Genomic DNA, 16,319 nt, shown 5'->3' with positions numbered 1-16,319 from the left:
CGCTAAACTCAAAGAAAATCGACGCTTAGCATTACGATTTGAGAAATCCGATCTCTCTTTCCTTGCCTTTATAGCTTTAGCATCTATTAAATACAACCTTTGTTAACAGTGCCTAAGAAAAAAAGTAGAAGAAAAAACACATAAAGAAGGGATAGCAGCCGTTTTAGAAGCCGTACCTATACGTTCCAGGTCTCATTTAAAAATAGCGGCGGAAAGTAGTATAAAAAGGGATGGGGATAAAAATTTTGGTATTAAAGCTATAGCCGGAGAAAGTGTCAGCTCGTTGCTCAATGATGCTAAAGATAGTGCTGTACAACCGCATAATAATAGCTTGGTTAGCCACCTAGTATCGAAGTCAATAAATTATACAATTTTCCCACCGCTCACTAATGCTGCTAACATAATTATTGATAAATTATTTGGCAATAATACAAAATTGCCAAGCTACGGTACGATAGTTGAATACATGAATGAGGCAAGATTATCGCTTGCTGCCATAAATACACTTGCGGTTGCAAACACTTATAGTGCTAGTAAATGGGTTACACAAAACATACGAAACCTAGTTGAGGGTTATAATCAACAATCTTTAGAAAAATAAATTTATTGTCTATTATGAAAGATAACTTTGATATAATAGGTTTTATTAATGCGATTGGCAAAATAAGACTTGCGTTCCTTAATTCCCCTACAAAAGGCATTGCAATTTTTGAAATAATAATATTACACCGCACAAAGCAAGGCGGGTTATTAGAAGATTTGATCATGTATTTATCGAATTTTGGTAATAATGAAAAAAATCCCCAAAATGCGACGATAATAAAAAGTCTTGAAGCTAGTGTAAAGTTTATAGTACTACAACTAAAAGATGAAAGGGCTCTGAAGATACTAAAACAAGCAAGGGACTCAGTTATTGATGAAATAAGTACAAACCTTATAATACAAGCTGCCCAAGCCTGATTAATAACAGTATTCAGTAACCTAGTCTGCGCTGAATTCTATAGGTATAGAATTTGCTAAAAGTGAAGATCTATACTTAACTATATTAGATACCGAGCAGTCTAGCAGATTTATAGAGACGATTCCAAACATTTTTTATTTACAAACACATGGTGCTACCACATGCAAACACTACCTAAGATCTGGCAGTGTTTGCTATATAGCTAAGTCAGTATAAAGCGTCATATAAAATAGGAGTTAAGAAACTAGAGCAATTATTGCGCCATTTTATACTATCTTAGCTATAGATATAAAAAATAACTTTAATCTTTATTAAAGAGCATAATAATTGTTAAACGCACCATCTTCCTGATATTTGCTAATCTTTTCGAGGGTTATCTTATAGCGATAGCTTTTTCACCAAACTTAAATTAATAGCTATCCAAACTATCTAAGATCTTTATATAATTTTCACCCTATGAAGAAGATAGTTTTGCCTTTATTCCAGCTATAGCCTTTGCGGGATTTAAACCTTTAGGACATGCCTTTGCACAATTCATTATAGTATGACATCTATATAGTTTAAACGCATCATCCAAATCCTTAAGCCTCTCATTCTGTGAATCATCACGGCTATCTTCTATCCACCTATAAGCCTGCAATAGGACAGCAGGGCCAAGGTATTTATCCCCGTTCCACCAATAACTCGGACAGCTAGTTGAGCAACATGCGCAAAGCACACACTCATATAAACCATCAAGCTTCTTTCTATCTTCATCACTCTGCAACCTCTCTTTGCCGCCCTTTGGATGTTGGTCTGAGCGCAACCACGGTTTAATACTAGCCAACTGTTTATAAAAATCAGAAAGGTCACATACCAAATCCTTTATCACATTCATATGAGGAAGCGGATATATTACCAACTCACCTGAAGAGGATAATTCAACATCTTTTATACAAGCAAGCGTATTCACGCCGTTGATATTCATAGAGCAGCTACCACATATCCCCTCTCTACAAGATCTTCGAAATGTAAGCGTTGGATCAATTTCATTTTTAATCTTGAGCAGTACATCAAGGACCATTGAGCCACATTCGTCTAGGTCAATTTCATACTTATCCAACCTAGGGCCATCCTGTCCGGATTCAGGGTCAAACCTATATATAGAAATTACAGCACTTTTAGAAGGTTTTTTATCCAATTTGTGGTATTTACCCTCTTTAACACCACTTTTAAGGAATAGACCAAGAGAAAGCATATGAAAACAGATTTACACTATTTAAAGGTTATTGCTTAAATGAATTTATATCAATCACTAAATTATTAACAACTACTATAAACTAAATCTTATTATATAAGTATCACATCATATATAGAGCTGTTTTATTTGAGGTAGATATAGCTAAAGCGTCATAAAAATGGTGCATGACTAGAAAATAGCTTAGTTATCTTTTGGTTAGGTTCAACAAAATTACTTTTTATGTAATCATTTTATACTGCTTTAGCTGTAATATATAATAATATCACCTATATTAAACAGCTCATGCTAATTCAACTCAAATAACTATAAAAAACGGCTGAGCCCTCCAATCGCTAATTTAAAACCATCAAGCAATTAATTATAAGGGTCTAGCTACACTAAATAATCTTTGTTTTTAAACTATCTCAGCTCTTTCCTACATTACTACCTCCTATATTACTACTTTTTCGTTCGCTCACAGTACCACCCCAATCTTTTTGCTGCCCAACATTTGGCGATACAGCTTGTTTTTGGGTGGTTGCTACTTCTCTAATGAATTTGTCTAGGGCCGTCATATGCGTATTGTACTCTCCATCATACTTGGATACATCATCTTGCAACTTTGTCATATCACCACTGTTAGCTTTTGCAAGAGCTATGCGTGCATCCTTTAATTCCTTCATGGTATCAGCTAAACCTCCTAGTATTTTCACAATATCACCAGATTTTAACTGGGCATCTGAAAAGTTTTGTAATGTTTTTATCCTGGTTTCTATAGTATTGACCCCACCTTGGCCAGCTCCATTCACCCTGGTATCACGATCCTGTGTGATATAAGCATTTATCTGCTCTATTTTTGCCGCAACTTCATCCTTAATATTACTACGCTCTCCACGAATTTCTACTGTTAACTCATGAATCTTTAATATTAAGCTATCAACAGCTTCATGATATGCCTTTTCGCTTTCCTGCTGACTATTAAATACATCTTTAACCTCATCAGAATCCATAACCACTTTATTAAGGAGAATTGCAAAAGCTTTACGTTTTTCAAGCAAATCCTTTGCCTTTTCTGTTACATTACGTAACTGATTGTTTATTGGTCTAATTTTATTAGAATTTGGGTTATTTTTTAACAGCGGTTCTAATTTATCTAAGTGCTTGATCAAAATCTTATCAATGCCTGTACCATTTGTAACCTTCTGCCCAGAAACATCTATACTAGCCCCAATATTTTTTCTCAGCTCATCAATACTTTTTTTAATATCCACATTCTTGGATACTATACCCAAACGTACAAAAACCCTTGTTACTCTCTCAGATATCCAATTAAATATAGAGCGAACTATATCAAGTAAGCGCTGAGGATTAGAAGAAGGACTAGAGCCTGGAATACTAGAGCCTGGAATACTAGAGCCTGGAATACTAGAGCCTGGAGATGTACCAGGGCTTTGTAATGATGATGGCTTAGGAGCTGGCTGTATTGTGGGTTGTGGCCGTGCTAAAGCGGCTGCGGGTTGCCGAGAAGTAGATACCTGAGTGGCACGTGAAGAAGCGGGTTGTGGCGGGTTCTGAGGAGCGGCTTGAAGAGGAGGCGCCACAGAAGTTACATGTAGCCCTGATGCTTGTCCCTCTCTTTGCTGCTGTGGTGAATTATCCATCCGCACTCGTGATTGTATTGAATTAATTAATTCAGGTAATTTAAGTTTAAGGCCATCTAGCTTTTTTTTCTTATCATCAAGATCATCTTTAGAAGCATAACGACCGGTAAGTGCAGTATAATACTGTAATATATCTAGTATATCGTCAGCATCTTCTAGACCATTGTCTTTACCAGGTATTATATCAATAACGTTCAAGAGCGTGGCATCAGTAGTTGTCCACATATTATTAGTAAGCGTATTTAGTATGTTTATACCCAAGTAAGAGCGTATTGAATAGTATTTCCCCTCTTTATTGAAGCTCAACGCAATCTTTAAACTATGAAAAAATTTCTGAACAGTATCTCTGTCTTCTGCCCCATGCCCATCATAAACTGCCTCTATTTCAGGCAACAGCGATTGAAATTTTTCATACATGCCCTTAAGCACATCTACATAATCAACTGTCATTAACTTACCTGCTTTCTGCATATTTGCAATATATAAATACTTTATAACTCAACCATAGCGCAAGTAGATATAAAACATAATAACAGTAATATAATTATTACAAGAATTCTTACATAAAATTAGACCGTATTGCTTTTCTCTCTTAATATGTCTAAAACCTCATAATAACAGCAAGGCATATCTCTATAAAAACAGCCAGAAACTTGAGAGATCATTCGCCAGAAGAAATTGTCCCCTATTCTTTAAAGCATCTATTTTTAATCAGTTTTATAGTTTCCTGTATTCCGTATAGAGCTATAAAAGAGCCGAACCTTGGGCCATTAACCGAGCCAAATAAAGTTTCATATATTGCACAGAACCATTCCTTCACATCCATATTACATTCTTGTGCAACGCTATAAACAAGGTTTTGAAGCTCTTGTGGTGATTGCTCGCTCTGTATAGAAAGTTTATTTATCAATAGCCTAAACGCTACAAGCTCAGCGTTTGTTGGCTCCCTCAGAATCCTCCTAGGTTTTTCATATTTTAGAAAATAGTTTACCGCACCAGATACCATCTTATCAAAAAATGCAATTTCCCCTCTCTTCGGAGCGTTAGGCATCTTTAATATATACTTCCAAATTACCTCAACTGTTTCGCTACCACATGCGAATGCTAAGTGTAATAATAATGAGTAAGTGACATCAATCTTAAAATTAGGAACATTACCACAGTGCGCAGAAAAAAGAGGGCTCTCCATCTTTATTCGCTGATCTTGCTCATCATTATATTGATTTAAGAGAGTAATATACTCATCTACACATTTTGGTATTATTCCTATATGTAACTTCTTTGCTTTTTGTGGTGTGGCATGAATGAAAAATCTCAAAGTTTCTTGTGGCGCACAATCCAACCACTCATCAATGGTCATACCATTACCTTTGGATTTTGATATTTTTTTACCCTCTTCATCAAGAAATAGCTCAAAAAATATCTGATAAGGAGGCTTTCCACCTAATATAGAACAGATTTGGCTATAAATTTTACCATTTACAAGGTGATCTTTGCCATATATTTCAAAATCTACATCAAATGCAGCCCAACGCATCCCAAAATCAGGCTTCCACTGCAGCTTGCATCCACCATTAAAAACGGATGTCTCACATCTCTCACCATCCTCGTCCATATAACTAATGGTACCTTTTTCAATATCCATATCTATTATAGATACATTTAGCACCCTGCCAGTTTTTTGGCAGATTGGAAGAAATGGGCTATAGGTTTTTTGCCTCTCATCTCTAAGGGTTGGAAGCATGACATTCATAATCTCATCATACTTCTCCATCACCTTAATTAGCATTGAATTAAAGGTTCCATTTTTATAGCATTCAGTTGCGCTCTTAAATTCATATTCAAAGCCAAATTCATCTAAAAATGCTCTAAGTCTTGCATTCATATTATTTGCAAAGCTCTCGTGCTTATCAAATGGATCTGGTATTGCTGTAAGTGGCTTTCCTATATATTGCAAATACTCATGAGCTCTTTCCTTGATTGTATCCGGTATTTTTCTCATACCATCCATGTCATCAGAGAAGCAGATTAATTTAGTCTTTATTCCGCCAGAGATCATCTCAAATGCCTTTTGCACCATTGTAACCCTAGCAACCTCTCCAAAAGTCCCTATGTGCGGCAATCCTGATGGACCGTACCCAGTTTCAAATAACACGTATCCCTTTTGTGGAATTTTACCATCTATTTTTTCTAGAATTTTTTCTGCAGCCTGGAATGTCCAGTGTCTTAAGCTTCTCATCTAACCTATATGCTTCAACAAACTAGCGAAAGTAAATATAAACCACTTCTATACTTAAGTCATTACAACATGGTATGATTTTGAGCATTTTTTAGCATATACGAATAAAACACATAATAGAGTCACACTAAAATATCATAAAGAATCACAGAGAGGGTTATGCGGTAGTTATTATTGAAATATAAATGAGTAAAAATTTATTTTTGCATAAATAAATTAATTGAAAGAATTTCAGGTTTTTAGCAAAAATGGCAACCCAATCTAAATAAAGCTTCATGTATGGGTTTGGGCTCATTCTTTTCATTTGTAGGATCTATGATATTTATAGTACAATTGATGGTAACTCGAATTTATAATGAAGAAATTTTTTAATATATCGGTCTTTTCATTCCTTGCTTCTTGCATATTTCTAGTACTTATATCATTCTGCTTCTTATATCTATGTAGTGTCCCAACAAAAGAAAATAGAACATCGTTTATTATAAAAAGCGGCTTAAGTGCCACAGAAATAGGAAATTTACTGGAGAGTGATGGTATTATTAGAGATAGGCATTTGTTTAATATTTCATATCTAGTTATGAATCGATTACTGGGAAAAGTAATTATGGCAGGCGAATATTCATTTTATGCTGGAGAAAATATTTTTGATATACTTAGAAAACTTTTTGAGGGAAAGACAATTTCGCATAAGATTTTGATACCAGAGGGAATTATCTCAACCCAGGTGGTATGCATGGTAAATTCTGGTTATGGTATTTTAAATGAAGAAAAAGAGTATGAGTTTAAGAATGGTGAGCTTATGCCTGATACATACGTATATAAGTATGGTAATAGCAGTTACGACATCATCTCTAGAATGAAAAATAGTATGACTAAGTTCTTGGATGAGGAATGGAACAATATAGATGAAAGCATATTGGATGTTATCAAAAATAAACAAGATGTAGTCACGTTGGCATCAATATTGGAAAAAGAATCTAGGGTTGATGCAGAGAAGCCTATGATTGCTTCAGTATATATAAATAGGTTAAGGAAGGGGATGAAGCTAGATGCAGATCCTTCAGTAATATTTGCTATTAATTCTGGAAATAATTTTGGAATTAGGTTGTTTTATAAAGATTTAAGAATTCAATCACCATATAATACATATATTAATAAAGGGCTGCCTCCTGGCCCTATATGCAACCCCGGTAGAGCATCAATAAGTGCTGTGTTACGCCCAAGCAAATCTAATTATCTATATTTTGTATCAGACAATAGTGGCACCCACCGCTTTGCAAAAAATTTTAGCGAGCATATAGCGAATGTGAAGCTATATAAAGAAGCAAGGCAGCTTGTGGGTGTTAATCAGCCCAATAAACAGTGATAAAAATAAGGTAAGGATAGCTGTTTTTAGCCACCTTAAAACCAGTTTCATCACAAAATATTATGGCAGTATATACACCTAGAATAACTTTGATTCTTGTTAAATAATAATAGTTAAACGCAGCATTTTCTGACATTTACTAGATCTTTTTATGATTTATCCCGTAGCTATTAATTGAAGTTTTTTACCAAATTTAAATTAATAGCGATCCATGATGAACGCTGCCGATATTGTAATAAAATAAATCATACTTTTGCAGCCTTAGACACAAAAATGTGGATAATCTATTGAATTGTATTGCGAATCTTGGCTTGAGAGCCATACCTATGTTTGGTATTCTATAGCTGTTTTTTATTTGGAGGTAGATAGATAACACCGCCTATATTACAGTCTATGCTAATTCAGCTTAGATGATTATATACGATTCAATAAGACTAAAATGCGCAATATAACAAAAGTATTGATACGCCTTAAATCAACTTACATGCTTAAAAAATATAGAAACGATACTATGGCTGAACACTTCCATATGCCTTTTGCCAACATGAATCACCAGAAAAAAGGTGCCTAATATCAGGAATACCATTCTTAATCATCGCAAGCCTCTCAATACCAAACCCAAATGCAAATCCACTATATTCTGTACTATCTATATTCACATTTTTAAGCACATTTGGATGAACCATTCCACATCCCATTATCTCAAGCCATTTACTATCGGAAATACGAACGTCTATCTCTACAGATGGCTCTGTAAATGGAAAGTAGCTTGATCTCAGCCTACTCTCTATATCTCTTCCAAAAAAGGCCTTCAAAAATTGATTTAAACACCATTTCATGTTTGCAAAGCTTATACTTTTACCTATAGCCAACCCTTCTAATTGATGAAACATAGGGGTATGCGTAGAATCAAAATCAGATCTATAAACTCTACCAACTGATATCACTTTCAATGGTGGTTTATGATTTTGCATATGGTGAATCTGTACTGAAGATGTATGCGTCCTGAGCAGTCTATCAGCCCCTTTTATATAGAAGGTATCATGTAAATTACGCGCAGGATGATCTTCAGGTATATTAAGAGCTGTGAAATTGTGCCAATTATCTTCTATTTCCGGACCTTCTATAAAATTGAAACCTATAGAGGCAAATATAGATTTTATAAGCGAGATGGCAGACATTAATGGATGCAAATTCCCACCAGTTACCTTTCTAGATGGCAGTGTGATATCTACAGCTTGCTGTATTAATTCTTTTGCTATTTGTGCATCCTCTATATCTTTCTTCTTTTTCTCTATTTGGGTAAATATATATGATCTTATATCTTGCAATGCTGAAAACAGACTATTTTTGTTTTCAGATTCTAAGTTTTTTATTCTATTATTTAGTAAATTGAGCTCTGAACCTTTGCCTATAAATGAGGATTTAAAATTATAAAGCTTATTAATGGAATCCACATCTTCAAGCTCCATTTGGAGCCTAGCCTTGAGGTCAATTAACAGTGAACTTATTTTTTCCATACCTTTTTATATCTATTTATTATTTTTATTATCTACATCTTTAGTCATACCAATTGCATTTTTAAAGGATGAGTTATTATTTTTTAGTCCATTAGTATTACTTCCATTAAATTTGCTATTTATCAAATTACTATCTGTAATCTCTACATCAGTAAGATCTGAATTTGAAAGATCCACGTCTTCAAGATATGAATATATAAATTTAGCCCCTTTTAACAAAGAGTCTTTCATATTGATAGTTTTAAAAATGGAAGATCTGATTATTGAGCTAGTAAAGTTAGCATTGCGGAAATTTGCATTAGAAGATGTTAAAATTACAATTTGAGAATCTCTAAAATTACTATTTGGCATATATGCATCATCAAAATTTACATTCGTAATACGTGATTTAATCATATTAGAATTCGAGAGATTTGCTGATTCTGCATAAGAATTTGTAATTTTTATACTCTCCATATTACAATTTTTTAAGCTTGCTCCCATTAATTTAGAATCAGATATGCTGGCGTTAACAAATTCAGAATTATCAATATTAGCGCTAATTAAAGAAACATTATGCAAGCTAGCAAATTGAAATTTAGAAGAGCTAATATTTGATTTTGTAAAATCAACTTCATTTAGCTTAGAGCTTAAAAATTTACACCCTACAAGCTTAGCTTGTGAGAAATCTGTTAAATTTATCTTGCTTGTTGAGAAGTCAGAAAAGCTAAACTCCGAATCCTTAAAAGATGTATTTGATATAGAGACATTTACAAAAGTAGACGATTTTCCAAATACTTCCTGAAATGATGTTCCATCTATAATGGCATCTTCAAAAATAGACCCAGAAACATCAGCCTTCTTAAAGGTTGCATTTGTTAAATTACTTTTTGTAAAATTTGAGTCTTCCAAATAAGAATTTTCAAATTTTGCCTTAGTTAAATCGGAATTTGAGAAATCTACTCTAAGGAGATTAGCGCCAGAAAAATCAACCTCAGATAAGTCAAGATTGGATAAATTATCACCAAGATCATCTGATAGATTTAAAGTAGCATTTTTACTTCTCTGACTTTCTATATAATCAACAATATTTTTACGTGATAAGGAGCTTTTTGAAAGACTTTTTGGTTTTTTTATTACTACATTTTGCGCATCTAATGTAATCCGCTCTATACCCTTTAAGAGCTCTTGCGCATTATCTGCAAAGCAACTCTGCCAAATAAAAAGCGTAAATATAGCCAATATTTGTATCATATATGATGTTCAACCAATTCTTCTGCAATTTGTACAGCATTAAGCGCCGCACCCTTTCTTAGGTTATCAGATACAACCCACATATTTAAAGTATTTTTAGAATGTTGCCTAATTCTTGATACAAACACTGCATCTTCTCCCTGGCAATCTATTGGTGTTACATATTCCAAAACATTCTCAGATAGCATAATACCAGGAAACTCGTTTAATACCTCAAGAGCCTCTCCAAGATCCACCTCTTCCTCAAATTCTACATAAACACTTGCGCAATGACCAACAAATATCGGCACTCTTACACATGTAGCCTCAATGTATATTTGTGTTTCAAGTATTTTATTTACCTCACTCATTATCTTTTCTTCCTCTATACTAAAGCCATTCTTATTGATACTACCTATACATGGTATCGCGTTATGAGCTATTTGCCGTGGGAAGATTGTATTTTCCGGTTCTTTATTGAATAGCATACCTCGCATCTGCTTATCTAACTCCCTCACTCCTTCTTTTCCTGCGCCAGAAACAGACTGAAATGTAGTTACAATAACTTTTTTTATATTTGCTAAACTCAATAATGGCTTTAATGCCATAACTATTTGTATAGTGGTACAATTTGGATTTGCTATTACATTTTTTTTTGTATAGTCCGAAACCCTATTACCATTTATTTCTGGTACCACCAATGGTATTTGGTCATCATGTCTAAAAAAAGAGGAATTATCTATAACGATGCATCCAGCTTCAGCTGCCATTCTTCCATATTGATCAGAAACCTTCGAGCCCGCAGAAAATAGCGCTATATGGGTATCTGAAAAATCATAATCATCTAATGCAATAACTTTTAAATCAATATCCCCAAATGATACCTCGCGCCCCCTAGAATTTTCTGATGATAACGGGATGACTTCTAAGATTGGAAAGCTCCTTTCATGCATAATTTGTAGCATATTCAAACCAACGCTACCTGTTGCACCAACTACCGCCACTTTATAAGACATAAAAGCTATTATTAAATCTGCTTGGATGTGATAATATTACTTTTCGGTGTATTGGCAAGTTTTGAATGAAAAATCTATTACTAAAGCATGGTATGCAGTTCAGCGATTTATATACTGAAGCTGGAATAAAAAAATTGGATCATATATTTCTAAATGAGCTATCTTTAAGCGAAGTATCTTTATATAAAAAACTAATTGAGTATAGGAATACCGATTCATACAATCCAGAGCTTACTATAGATGTTGCATACTTTGCAGAAAACTTTATTGCATCTTTCTTTGGGATAGAATTTGAAGTTAAAGGTAGGGCTGGATATTATGAAAAAATAGAACCTGTAATTTCCTGTAATAGAAATTTTATCCAAAAAAAAGTAGTCAGGTCAGATATGCTATCTGAACAGGAAATATGCTCCAATATAGATAAAGCAAAACAATATTTACTGAGCATAGGCCTTGGCCTTCAATGCGAAATTGAACTGGCCACACAAATTAATAATTTTATGAAAGATGGTAATGAGGAGGGCCTATATCATGCAAAAATATATTCATGTTGGATTATGGGCAATAAAGATGCGCCACAATCGAACTGGACCTTATTTAAAGTTCCTGCCAAAAAAGATTATGATAAATTAATAAAGATAAAAAAAGATGAGAATCTTATTACATATGATCACTATGATAAGAATAAAAATGAAGTTACTTCGCTTTGGAATTTAAAATACTGTCTTTATTGTCACAAGAGGGGTAAAGATTCGTGTTCAAATGGACTAAGGAACAATATTACATATATAAAAAATCCACTTGATATCGAGTTAAGCGGATGCCCGCTTGATGAAAAAATATCTGAGATGAATTTTGTAAAATCTCAAGGGTTTATCATAGCCCCGCTGATAATTGTTACAATTGATAACCCTATGGTAGCTGCAACTGGTCATAGGATATGTAATGAATGCTCAAGAGCATGTATATATCAAAAGCAGGAAGCTGTTGATATACCTATGGTAGAATCACAAATACTGAATGATGTATTAAATTTGCCATGGGGCTTTGAGATATACAGCCTACTTACGAGGTGGAACCCACTGAAGAACAATGATTATATGCCGTATGTTAATATTGGTAAAAGAGTATTAGTCGCAGGTCTTGGTCCTGCTGGCTTTACACTTTCACATTATTTACTTAACTCAGGGGTTAATGTAGTTGCTATAGATGGGCTGAAAATTGAACAAATGCCTAGTGATATATCAGGCATTGATGAATTTGGAAAAAGGCACATATTCAAGCCAATATATAATATTAGTGAAGTTTATGGTGAGGGGGCGCAAGGATTTGGTGGTGTTGCAGAATATGGAATAACGCAACGGTGGGATAAGAATTATCTTAGGATTATCAGGCTGTTACTTGAAAGGAGGTTTAATTTTAGGATGTATGGAGGAGTTCAGCTTGGAGGTAATATAAAAAATGATGATTTAAAAACTATGAATTTCTCACACGTTTCGCTTTGTCTTGGTGCTGGGTCTCCTAATATACCAAAAATCAGAAATATTTTTGCAAAAGGCGTACATTGTGCATCAGATTTTCTGATGCAACTTCATCTTGATGATGCGCTGAGAAAGAACTCAAACACAAATTTGCAAATTGAACTTCCGCTTATTGTGATAGGTGCTGGGCTTACAGCTATAGATACTGCTGTAGAGGCATTTTTTTACTATGCCGTACAGGTTGAAGAGTTTTTATCTAAATCGGAGCTTCTAGGTGATCAGTTTTTGGATTCATTATCAGAGGATGATGCAAAGCGTGCAGAAAGATTTATAAAACATGCAAAATTATTACGAGGTACAAAAAATAAAAGAGAAAAAATCTCAATGCTAAAATCTTTCGGAGGGGCGTTTGTAGTATATAGAAGCCATTTTGAAAAATCACCATCATATAGAACTAATTACGAAGAATTAGAGGATGGGCTCAAGGAAGGTATAGGTTTTTTGGAAAATATTGAACCTATTGAAATAGAATTGGATGAAAGTGGTAGATGTACAGGCCTGAGGCATAAAGATGGTGTTATAAAGGCTAAAACTATCTTAATTGCAGCGGGAACAAATCCAAATTCATTGATAGCAAAAGAGCTTGATTTAGAACTTGATGGAAAATTTATTAAGAAAAAAAGCGGCGTGCTTGCAAAACACGGTGTGAGTTATTTTGGTGATATGCATGCAGATTATTCAGGTAGTGTTGTAAGAGCGATTGCAAGCGCGAAATATGGACATAAATATGTAATAAATGATATCAAAGAGAGCGAATATATAGCACAACACAGTTTTAGTGATGTTGATGATGCCTTGCTATCAAAAATTATTCGCGTTTCTTTAATAGCAAAAAACACAATTGAGATCATAGTTCGCTCAAAGCTTGCTGCTAAAAATTTTAAACCAGGGCAATTCTATAAATTTGAAGCCTATAAAAAAAATAAAAAAGAATTTTTTATGGAGGGGTTAGCACTTACTGGTGCAGAAATTTCAGGTGATTTGATCTCATTAATAGTACTTGAAACAGGTGCTTCTAGTAGCATGTGTAGATCTCTAAAAAATGGAGATGCTATATCTTTAATGGGGCCAACTGGAGAGCCAACAGAAATCTTAAGCAATAAAACTGTAATGTTAGTTGGAGGTGGTCTTGGTAATGCGGTGTTATTCTCTATAGGTAAAGCATTGCGACAAAATGGTTGTATGGTGCTCTATTTTGCAGGATATAAAGCAAAAGATTTTCTTTTTAAAAGAGATAAGATAGAAGATTCTTCAGATATTGTAGTATGGTGCTGCGATGATGATGTTTTGGAGATAAGAAGAAAGCAGGATCTTTTTTTCAAAATGAATATTGTAGAGGCAATAAAAAAATACAATAGTGTTAAAGATGTCCCGATACCTTTGCAAGAAGTTGATCGAATTATCTCGATAGGCTCAGATGCGATGATGCAAGCGGTAACTTTTGCAAGATATAATCAGTTGAGCAGTTCCTTTAAAAAAGAGTGTGATGTTATTGTATCAATCAATTCTCCTATGCAGTGTATGATGAAGGGCATATGTTCAAGATGCGTACAGAAATACAAAAATAATATAACTGGTGAGGAAGGTTATTTTTATAGTTGTTTGGCACAGGATCAAAATGCACGATATGTAGATTTTGAGTTTTTGAACAGAAGGCTTGGGCAAAATAGTCTTTTAGAAAAGGCCTGTTTTCAGTTTTTTAAAAGAATTATGTAAAAATTTCTTATAATTTATAATGTTGAGCATTTATTCATGCGCAAAAGAGCTTAACGAGCCTTCAAAGATGTAACATAAGATTTCTTAGTCTTAAACCATTAAATGTATTTTGTTGATAAAAATAGAATTTTCCATAGATTTCTATTGAAAATTCAATCTAAGCTGGTATATTTACACGTTACTGGTGTGTTTGCTAAAAATTCAGCATAATATGTTGCTTTCTTATTTTTGTGCAATTATAATGCCGCGTTGTCATTATTGTTTAGTATCTTAGTATGGCGCTTATGCAGAATAGTGGTTTTGAGCAAAGTTTGTACACCGCTAAAAATAAAAAAAATACCGTAACCAGAGAGCATTTGATAAAATGTATCAAGAGGGCTACAGGCTTTAGCGCAGCTCAATCATCTAATTTAGTAGAACAGATACTTTCTTTTCTTTCTGAGCAGATTATTCTGGATAAAAAAATCAGATTAAGGATGTTTGGCTCGTTCTCTTTAAGGTATAAGAATGCTAGAATTGGAAGAAATCCAAAAACTATGGTAGAGGCTGATATACCAGCAAGAAAAGTTATAAAATTTACACCTGCACCAACTTTAAAGAAGAGGATAAATAGCAATATAGATAATATTGATGGTTAGAAAGTAGGGATTGCAAGCTATGTGAGATAGTTTTTTTAGAGGAGTGCAATAGGGGTGGCTAAATAAGGTGTAATGTCAAATACACGATTTTGTGTACGCTGGGATTAATTTTGGCCTTTTGTCAGAGGTAAGAGTAGCATGTATAGTAAATCAAGTTAAGATTTGCGTATTGAAGAATTTAACTAAAGCATCGCAAGATGACTAATATGAGCTCTAATCCACCTCTTAGCCAAGAATTTCTCTATTGGCTTCAAATCATGTGAATAAGGAGGTAAAAAACCAATAGATTCAATAAGATCTTTTCCGAGATTTATGGAAGGAAGCATTATCCATAATAACTACCTGACCAGATTTAAGCTCATTAATTAAGAATTTCCCAAATCTCAAAAACTTGAGTATTGCAAGAACAATTAAATTGGTGCTATCTGCTCATTATTCACTAAACCGGCAATAATATTAGCATAATATTTTCCACTCTTTTTCCAGTTTCTCGCTTTTAGCCCATATATTTGCAAATGCCACTCTCAATATATAAAGCAATTATATCTTTTTATGATCGCCTTGTATTTATCTCGCTTTTCTGCTTCAAGGTATGTATTTTTTTATAGCTGTACTTTTTTAACCAATAATATGCCCATACAGAGATCATGTTAAAATGCGTTCCCATTTCTAAGAACTTAGAATTCACGCAACATCTTCACTTGTTATTCGTCCCTTTTTCCCCACACCTTTTTGGCTATTTCCCTCAGACTTATACCTATCTTGCCAATTTCTTACTGTATTTGATGCTATTTCAAATTTTATTGAGGCGCTATTGCAGCTGTTATAGCTAAGATAGTATATTAAATAATCACTCTAGCTTCTTAACTCCTATTTTATATGACGTTTTATACTGACTTAGCTATACCTCTATTTACATATGTTATAACTTCCTTACGAAAATCTGTATCATGCTGGCATTTTCCTTTGAATATCACTTATCTTACTATATACTACACGCAAATAACAATTTCTCGCTTTTTCTTGCCAATAACTCATACAAAAGCGTTATACGAAGAGCGCTCAATGGGAGAAAATAAGTAATTTTATGATATAAAAATAGATAACATTGCCTAGGCACTGTTAACAAAGGTTGTATTTAATAGATGCTAAAGCTATAAAGGCAAGGAAAGAGAGATCGGATTTCTCAAATCGTAATGCTAAGCGTCGATTTTCTTTGAGTTTAGCGAA

The 16,319-nt window shown here is 33.9% G+C and carries 11 protein-coding genes and 1 pseudogene; 5 read left to right on the top strand and 7 right to left on the bottom strand.

The window, feature by feature from the left end; genetic code table 11:
* The first annotated feature begins 283 nt into the window (after positions 1–283).
* Positions 284–601 carry a hypothetical protein gene (locus Cyrtocomes_RS02645; RefSeq protein WP_322497664.1) on the top strand — a complete coding sequence of 106 codons (318 nt, stop codon included), beginning with the start codon at positions 284–286 and terminating at the stop codon, positions 599–601.
* 14 nt (positions 602–615) lie between these two features.
* Complete coding sequence (locus tag Cyrtocomes_RS02640; RefSeq protein ID WP_322497663.1) at positions 616–960, top strand: hypothetical protein; 345 nt, start codon at positions 616–618, stop codon at positions 958–960.
* A 455-nt stretch (positions 961–1,415) separates the two neighbouring features.
* Here Cyrtocomes_RS02640 and Cyrtocomes_RS02635 read toward each other — a convergent pair whose 3' ends face one another.
* The 3 genes from Cyrtocomes_RS02635 to Cyrtocomes_RS02625 form a co-directional block, all read right to left on the bottom strand.
* Positions 1,416–2,198, bottom strand: coding sequence for a succinate dehydrogenase iron-sulfur subunit (locus Cyrtocomes_RS02635; protein WP_322497662.1), 783 nt, complete (start codon positions 2,196–2,198; stop codon positions 1,416–1,418).
* Between the two features lie 407 nt (positions 2,199–2,605).
* Entirely contained in the window at positions 2,606–4,312 is a 1,707-nt protein-coding gene (locus Cyrtocomes_RS02630) for a hypothetical protein (protein ID WP_322497661.1), read from the bottom strand.
* 214 nt (positions 4,313–4,526) lie between these two features.
* Positions 4,527–6,080, bottom strand: a complete 1,554-nt coding sequence (locus Cyrtocomes_RS02625) for a lysine--tRNA ligase (protein WP_322497660.1) — start codon at positions 6,078–6,080, stop codon at positions 4,527–4,529.
* 355 nt (positions 6,081–6,435) lie between these two features.
* Between Cyrtocomes_RS02625 and mltG the strand changes: the two genes are divergently transcribed.
* Positions 6,436–7,446: an endolytic transglycosylase MltG gene (gene mltG / locus Cyrtocomes_RS02620; protein ID WP_322497659.1), complete on the top strand. Its 1,011-nt coding sequence runs from the start codon at positions 6,436–6,438 to the stop codon at positions 7,444–7,446.
* 509 nt (positions 7,447–7,955) lie between these two features.
* On the opposite strand, the gene pheS is transcribed toward mltG, so the two are convergent.
* The 3 genes from pheS to Cyrtocomes_RS02605 are packed head-to-tail and all read right to left on the bottom strand — an operon-like array spanning position 7,956 to position 11,194.
* Positions 7,956–8,966: a phenylalanine--tRNA ligase subunit alpha gene (pheS, locus tag Cyrtocomes_RS02615; protein WP_322497658.1), complete on the bottom strand. Its 1,011-nt coding sequence runs from the start codon at positions 8,964–8,966 to the stop codon at positions 7,956–7,958.
* 12 nt (positions 8,967–8,978) lie between these two features.
* Entirely contained in the window at positions 8,979–10,199 is a 1,221-nt protein-coding gene (locus tag Cyrtocomes_RS02610; protein WP_322497657.1) for a pentapeptide repeat-containing protein, read from the bottom strand.
* Entirely contained in the window at positions 10,196–11,194 is a 999-nt protein-coding gene (locus tag Cyrtocomes_RS02605) for an aspartate-semialdehyde dehydrogenase (protein ID WP_322497656.1), read from the bottom strand. Before Cyrtocomes_RS02605 ends, Cyrtocomes_RS02610 begins: the two co-directional genes overlap by 4 nt.
* A 92-nt stretch (positions 11,195–11,286) precedes the next feature.
* Here Cyrtocomes_RS02605 and Cyrtocomes_RS02600 point away from each other — a divergent pair, with 92 nt between their 5' ends.
* Both Cyrtocomes_RS02600 and Cyrtocomes_RS02595 read left to right on the top strand, forming a co-directional pair.
* Positions 11,287–14,451 carry an FAD-dependent oxidoreductase gene (locus Cyrtocomes_RS02600; RefSeq protein WP_322497655.1) on the top strand — a complete coding sequence of 1,055 codons (3,165 nt, stop codon included), beginning with the start codon at positions 11,287–11,289 and terminating at the stop codon, positions 14,449–14,451.
* A 284-nt stretch (positions 14,452–14,735) separates the two neighbouring features.
* Positions 14,736–15,089, top strand: coding sequence for an HU family DNA-binding protein (locus tag Cyrtocomes_RS02595; protein WP_322497654.1), 354 nt, complete (start codon positions 14,736–14,738; stop codon positions 15,087–15,089).
* A gap of 233 nt (positions 15,090–15,322) precedes the next feature.
* On the opposite strand, the pseudogene Cyrtocomes_RS06125 reads toward Cyrtocomes_RS02595, so the two are convergent.
* Positions 15,323–15,504 (bottom strand): annotated as a pseudogene (locus Cyrtocomes_RS06125) (transposase); the annotation flags it as partial.
* Positions 15,505–16,319: the final 815 nt, after the last annotated feature.

Source organism: Candidatus Cyrtobacter comes (assembly GCF_034470605.1).
Lineage (GTDB): Bacteria > Pseudomonadota > Alphaproteobacteria > Rickettsiales > Midichloriaceae > Cyrtobacter > Cyrtobacter comes.
Note: the sequence above shows the minus strand (reverse complement) of the source record. Positions and strands in the feature narration are given on the sequence as shown.